This is a genomic window from Photorhabdus sp. RM71S (genome assembly GCF_042879355.1).
Classification (GTDB): domain Bacteria; phylum Pseudomonadota; class Gammaproteobacteria; order Enterobacterales; family Enterobacteriaceae; genus Photorhabdus; species Photorhabdus kayaii.
This window is the reverse complement of sequence record NZ_JBHFKV010000135.1, coordinates 1-1,076: the sequence shown is the minus strand read 5'-3', so window position 1 is coordinate 1,076 and position 1,076 is coordinate 1. Positions and strand designations below refer to the sequence as shown.

Sequence of the window (1,076 nt, the reverse complement as noted above, 5' to 3'; positions counted from 1 at the left end):
CTTGACCGAGCTGTATTTACTCGCCCACGCTTTAGCAATATGCAGACAGTCATCGTACATCTTGCCCTTTCTGCTCGCTGATGAAGCTCTTCGATAGTGATCGACCGCTTTATCACTTGCCATACACGCAATAGATGAAGAAAAGCCGAGCTTGGTTAACTCGGCTTGTACGTTCTTCGCTATAAATTGCTCATGATTCATGTCTGCGGCTCTCCGTCCGGGAAGTCATCAAAGCCGGGTAACGTAAGCTGCGATAATTCCAGAATAACTTTCTTGGCCTGACGAAGTTTTTTAAGATGACGCTTGCGGAGGTTCATCATTTCACTACCTGGTCTACCAAAGTTGCTATAAGACCACTTATCAGCGGCCACCAGCCGATTCTGCATTTCACCAAGTGTCAGTGACTTTAAGCTTTCCATGTCCATCAATGAGAGATCTGACTGATTCTCTTTATCTGCTAAATCCAATAGCCAGCGACGCAAAGACTTGGCAACATCAGTATCAGCTAGCATCCCAATTAAATGGGAACCTCTGACAGAGAAAATTCTCACCTTCTTTTTACGTAAACTATTGTTTATTCCAATGGTCATTGACTCGGTGACCATTGTCATGTCGTCCGTGAATTCATCTTTGTTAGCATTGTAAAGATTGGTTACAGATTTCTCGCTCTTATATTCGAGCAGTTCAGCCATTTGTTTGCTTGTAAACCAGATTTTCCCATCGCCATTATCAAAAGGAACAATAGTGTGATTTTTGAAAGTTAATGCGTTCATCGTGCTTTACCTTTTTAGAGATAGAGCCTGCCTCATAGAAAATCAGACCAAAGAATCAGCACAATACTGATTTCCTCAAGCTCTATTTCCTAAACAGGTTCTTTGGGTTTGAATGCGCATGAGGTGCGCGGTGAAATTCGGATAGAAAAAAGTCCCGCGATTGCGAGACTCTGTTACTGACACTGAGTTTTGATGTAGTCCTGCAACCCCAGAATCATTTACTCTGAGGTCTCTGAGGTGGCAGGGTGTTCATGAATACTGTTCCTTGGCCCAGTTTCTCCAGTCAAACCCACATTCACATTT

General features: G+C 43.2%; 2 protein-coding genes. Both read right to left on the bottom strand.

Annotation, left to right across the window (positions count from 1 at the left end; all coding sequences use genetic code 11):
- The coding region (locus ACGF5R_RS24080; RefSeq protein ID WP_387693142.1) for a hypothetical protein at window positions 1–201 on the bottom strand (201 nt) is incomplete at its 3' end.
- Entirely contained in the window at window positions 198–773 is a 576-nt protein-coding gene (locus ACGF5R_RS24075; protein WP_387693141.1) for a BRO family protein, read from the bottom strand. The genes ACGF5R_RS24075 and ACGF5R_RS24080, both read right to left, overlap by 4 nt.
- Window positions 774–1,076 lie beyond the last annotated feature (303 nt).

What these genes read in the sequence shown, in the direction of transcription:
- ACGF5R_RS24075 (WP_387693141.1), bottom strand. Translation starts at nt 773, where the DNA reads ATGAACGCATTAACTTTCAAAAATCACACTATTGTTCCTTTTGATAAT.